Annotated in this window: 5 protein-coding genes and 1 pseudogene; 1 reads left to right on the top strand and 5 read right to left on the bottom strand. The window is 49.6% G+C overall.

What is annotated here, in order from left to right; genetic code table 11:
• Positions 1 to 684: 684 nt before the first annotated feature.
• Positions 685 to 1,844 (bottom strand): annotated as a pseudogene (locus tag VH86_RS20730) (IS30 family transposase).
• Positions 1,845 to 2,316: 472 nt separating this feature from the next.
• Between VH86_RS20730 and VH86_RS20725 the strand changes: the two are divergent.
• Positions 2,317 to 2,808: a hypothetical protein gene (locus VH86_RS20725; protein WP_156150607.1), complete on the top strand. Its 492-nt coding sequence runs from the start codon at positions 2,317 to 2,319 to the stop codon at positions 2,806 to 2,808.
• On the opposite strand, the gene VH86_RS20720 is transcribed toward VH86_RS20725, so the two are convergent.
• From VH86_RS20720 to VH86_RS20705, 4 genes are all read right to left on the bottom strand, one after another.
• Entirely contained in the window at positions 2,805 to 3,071 is a 267-nt protein-coding gene (locus tag VH86_RS20720) for a DksA/TraR family C4-type zinc finger protein (RefSeq protein WP_045814518.1), read from the bottom strand. The genes VH86_RS20725 and VH86_RS20720 overlap by 4 nt on opposite strands.
• A 38-nt stretch (positions 3,072 to 3,109) precedes the next feature.
• Positions 3,110 to 3,475: an inorganic phosphate transporter gene (locus VH86_RS26190; RefSeq protein ID WP_231647337.1), complete on the bottom strand. Its 366-nt coding sequence runs from the start codon at positions 3,473 to 3,475 to the stop codon at positions 3,110 to 3,112.
• Entirely contained in the window at positions 3,472 to 3,729 is a 258-nt protein-coding gene (locus VH86_RS26185) for a hypothetical protein (protein ID WP_045814520.1), read from the bottom strand. Before VH86_RS26185 ends, VH86_RS26190 begins: the two co-directional genes overlap by 4 nt.
• A gap of 99 nt (positions 3,730 to 3,828) precedes the next feature.
• A complete protein-coding gene (locus VH86_RS20705; RefSeq protein WP_045833974.1) occupies positions 3,829 to 4,164 on the bottom strand; it encodes a hypothetical protein in 336 nt (111 codons plus the stop codon).
• Positions 4,165 to 4,254 lie beyond the last annotated feature (90 nt).

Genomic DNA, 4,254 nt, shown 5'->3' with positions numbered 1-4,254 from the left:
GGTGCATGCGCTGCGCATCCGATTCCGAAAGGGCGCACCCGCAGGCAGACTGCTTGATCCTGTTCATGTGCAGCAAAGCCATGGCATGTCCGGAATGGTTTTTCCAATGAGTTCTCTGCGAATAATATCAACATGCATTCAATACCTTCGGTTATTTTCTGCGGCGGCTGGATAATGACCGAAGCGTAAAAATGCAGCCGCTTCCACACTGGCGCTGTGCTTAAATATAAATCTGTCTGTTCTCAGTGGTACTGGTCGTATCTGACACCCTGTTTATCCGATGCCGGCAGTTTCCTGAAATTCAGTTAATCTGCAGAGGTGAGTCGCAGGGGGTTATATCCACCTACCGATGTATAAAATTATTTAGGCATAGAAACGGGCCGCTCTGATATGGCCCTGCTCATGGAGTTGTCTGAGCCAGTCGTCTGCCTTACTTTAACTATAAATATCTGACTTACTCTGGTTGTTCCTGAATCTCGATACGGATGATCGTTAAAGCTCGTCGCATCTTCAAGTAGCTCAGTACCGTTCTGCCGCGCGGATATGAAGCTGAAGATTCTCTGCTATCGTCGGTCTCGACGGCATAACTGCAGGAATGAAAAAGATATCCTCTTAACCTAAAACATGTTTCTCAACCAAAAGGCATATTCAAAAGGGCTTGTTCGTCTGATAAGAGCTGTGAGTTCAACTGATGGACGCAACACACTTATTGAACCGTTCTGCGGGTGATTCATAGTCTAGCGTTTTTCTCGGTCTTTCGTTGAGCTGTCTGGCAACGCTGTTTAGTCTGTGCTGACTGTGAACCGATAAGTCAGTTCCTTTTGGAAAATATTGTCTTAGCAACCTGTTCGTATTTTCATTTGAGCCACGTTGCCAGGGAGATTGAGGATCACAGAAGTAAATCTGGATGTCTGTTGCTACAGTAAACCGGGTGTGGCTGGTCATTTCAGCTCCCCGATCCCAGGTTAATGTTTTATATAGCTCAACAGGTAATTCCCGAGCTTGTCTGATGAGTGCAGATATAACCGTTATGGTCTTGTTGTCCCTGATTTTGGCTAACATAACAAAGCGGGAATGGCGTTCTACGAGGGTGACGATATAGGAGTTTTTCGAGCCCTGGATCAGATCACCTTCCCAGTGACCAGGGATGGCTCTGTCTGAGGCTTCCGGTGGCCTTTCGCTGATAGGTATCGCATTCGGGATTTTCCCTAATCCTTTCCCTTTAAGTGATGACGTTCGGGATCTACGAACCGCTCTTCCGCTTCTGAGGCATTGCTGCAGCTCTTTTTTTAATGCCCCCGGGTTTGTATAAAAAGCGTTTTATAAATCGTTTCGTGTGACACATGCATTTCCTTATTATCCCCATAACAGCGTTTCAGCCAACCGGCGATCTGTTCCGGCGACCAGTCCTGATGCATCTTCTTTGCAATGATTTTACACAATGTGGGGCTTTCAATTAGCTTGCAAGGTTTTGGTCTCAGAGCATTTTCCCAAGCAGCATTGTCGGCTTTTGCTGCACGGTATTGCTTGGCACCTCCGTGCCTCCTGACCTCGCGGCTAATCGTTGAGGGTGCTCTTGATAAGTTGGCAGCGATGTCCCTGATACTGAGTTTTGCTACCAATCCTCTGGATATTTCTTCTCTTTCATCAAGCGTAAGCGCTAATCGATGCCGCTTTCGAACGGGAGGACGGTAGCCACCTGTCTGGTGGATTGTGGGCATGATAGAAGAATGAAATCTGTCGAACATTCTGGCGATATCATGCAGGGAATCACCTTGTTTATATCTATCCCAGATAATTGCCTTCTGCTCTGGCGTGTAGTTAATACGAGTTCTTCGTTTCATGGCAACGTCCCCCCTTGATTAAGGATAGCGTTGCATCGACCCGTTGAAGCCACACCACAAAGCTGACAATCAAGCTGGCAATTAAATCTGCGAAGAACGGATGTTCGGTAGCGGACTCATTCTACTGCCATGCTTTCATCAGTTCAGAACATCGCCTGCGAAGATGATATTGCTCTGAAAAACGGGGATGGCACTAGCCCTTTCTCAATCCCATTAACGCACTAATCCCGCCACAGCTGGCTGAAATCAGGCCAGCCAAGCGTGTTGACGTCACGCCAGCCTAAGCATTTCTCACTCTTGAGTTCCAGCCAGTGATGAAAAAGAGGGAGCACCCAGCGCTGAGAGGTGAGGGCTCTGAAGAACGACTCCACACAGGCTATGCTTTCGCTGGGTTCAACATTTATCAGGTCGTTCTGAAGTTGTTGCCAGGCTGCGGTCTGTGATGACGGTAACCTTTTGAATACCGGGTCGGATGCCAGCCAGCCGACAACCGAACCGTGTTAAATCTCTCTCGTTAATTCGACCAGCATGGCATCAGCAGCGCAGCCCGCTGAATATGAATGTTTACAGCGTGCTGGCTGATTACTGGCAACTGTACGGGAAGGAGGAGGGCCAGCGTGCTTTTGCTGAATCAGCAACCTATCAGTCGATTGAGCAACAATCACCGGATAATGCCCACTCACTCATAAAGACGTTTGCTCTGCCGGCTGAACCAACGCTGCATTTATTGCGGCATATCGCCAGCTGTTATCCTGGCTATGATGCCCGTGTGATAAAGGATGCCCAAATCCCTGTTGCGGTGGCGGGTACACAAATGGATGTAATTCATCCCCTGAGTACTGCTCAGGCAATGGCAAGGGAGTTAGCAGGAAAGGACGCTACTGTAACCTTCACTAAATCGCTGGATAAAACGCGACACAGTTCTGAGGTGACGGCGCTCTTAGTGAATGATATTGAGCACTAACGCAACTGGCTATCCTTGCTGCCACGGCGGTTATACCCGCTGTGGCTGGCTTCTTGCTTATCTAATGCACTCTGGCACTTCACGCAGTAACGCACCCCAGGCAATGCGCTGCGACGCGCTGCGGGAATCGGCTCCCCGCACTCGTCGCAGTACTCTGCACTTTCACCCTGGTTGAGGTGACTTCTGGCGCGCGCAATCGCATCATCTACGGTCGCATCAATTTGCTTTTGCACTGCACCATCTTCAGACCAGCCGCCTGCCATAACCCCTCCTGATGATCATCGACTGGTCAAAGTATAGTTCAGTAGCTATCGGGTACGATCATGCTCTCTGGCACCGGATGACGGGCATAATTTTCATGATGAATGCGGGAAGGCAGTGAAATCTGCTCGCCTTCTGCGGCTTCATACGGCACCTGTTGCAGCAGATTGAGTCGCAGTGTGCTGAACTGTAAGCCGCTGCGATTGGCGACCATGGTGCCAGCAATCCATGAGGAGAGCACGTGGGTGGTTGAGAACGGCAAACCAAAGGCATCCGCTGCGCCATTGGTGCCCATCGCCACCATCTGCGCACTTATGCCTTGCGCGTAGTTAAACTGGCTCTTACCAATCTTTTCACCCAACGTGGTGACAATGCGACGCCAGCCCACCATGGTGCCTGATCTCAAAGCCAGTGTTTGACCCAGGTCGGAATAAACTGCGTTGCGCTATTGAGTGCGGTCTTCAGCACCTGCAGATTTTGCTGCGTGGCAGACGGTAAAATTAGTGAGCGGTCGGCTTGCGGGCGTTTAATGGTTTCAGCTGCCAGATACATCTCATTACGCACGGCTGGTTTTTGATCGGCAGGGATTGTCTGTAACGCGCCATATTGCTTCAGAGTGGCGCCAATGTTGCTACTGACCTGAGCTAGCGCGGCGATCACTTTGTATCGCGTTGGTCAGTGCGCAGATAAGTCGCTAATACATCATCAGGCTGAGCCGGTGCGGGTGCGATGCTGAATTGCAGCAGTTGAGCCTGACAGCTACTTATGACGTCTTTTCAACTCATCAAACAACGATTCTTTGCTGATGGGTCCAGAACTTAACTTCTGAATCATGGCGTTATCCGCATAGTTCAGTAGCCATTCTCCCAGTTCCGCCATGCCTGCTTCATAAGAGCCGTGCACCTCAACAAACTTTTCCGACAAGATCAGTAGCTCCATGCGCAGCGCGTTGCTGCGGGTCATGAACTCCAGATAGCCTTCGCGATCGGTTTCATAATCGGGGATCTTCGACAGCACAATGACCTCTTCTTCCTGAATCGTGGTGTGCCAGTGTAAACCGCTATCTCCGCTATGTGCAGAATAATCATGCTGCACAAGTGAATATTTAATTGTTGCGGTTCGTTTATTCTCTTTTCTTTCCGTCCTTATTTTGCGTCATTATCGTAGACTCACAGACTCACAGAC

Origin of the sequence: Pantoea sp. BL1 (assembly GCF_000963985.1) — a bacterium.
In the GTDB taxonomy this organism is placed as follows: domain Bacteria; phylum Pseudomonadota; class Gammaproteobacteria; order Enterobacterales; family Enterobacteriaceae; genus Pantoea; species Pantoea rwandensis_B.
Note: the sequence above shows the minus strand (reverse complement) of the source record. Positions and strands in the feature narration are given on the sequence as shown.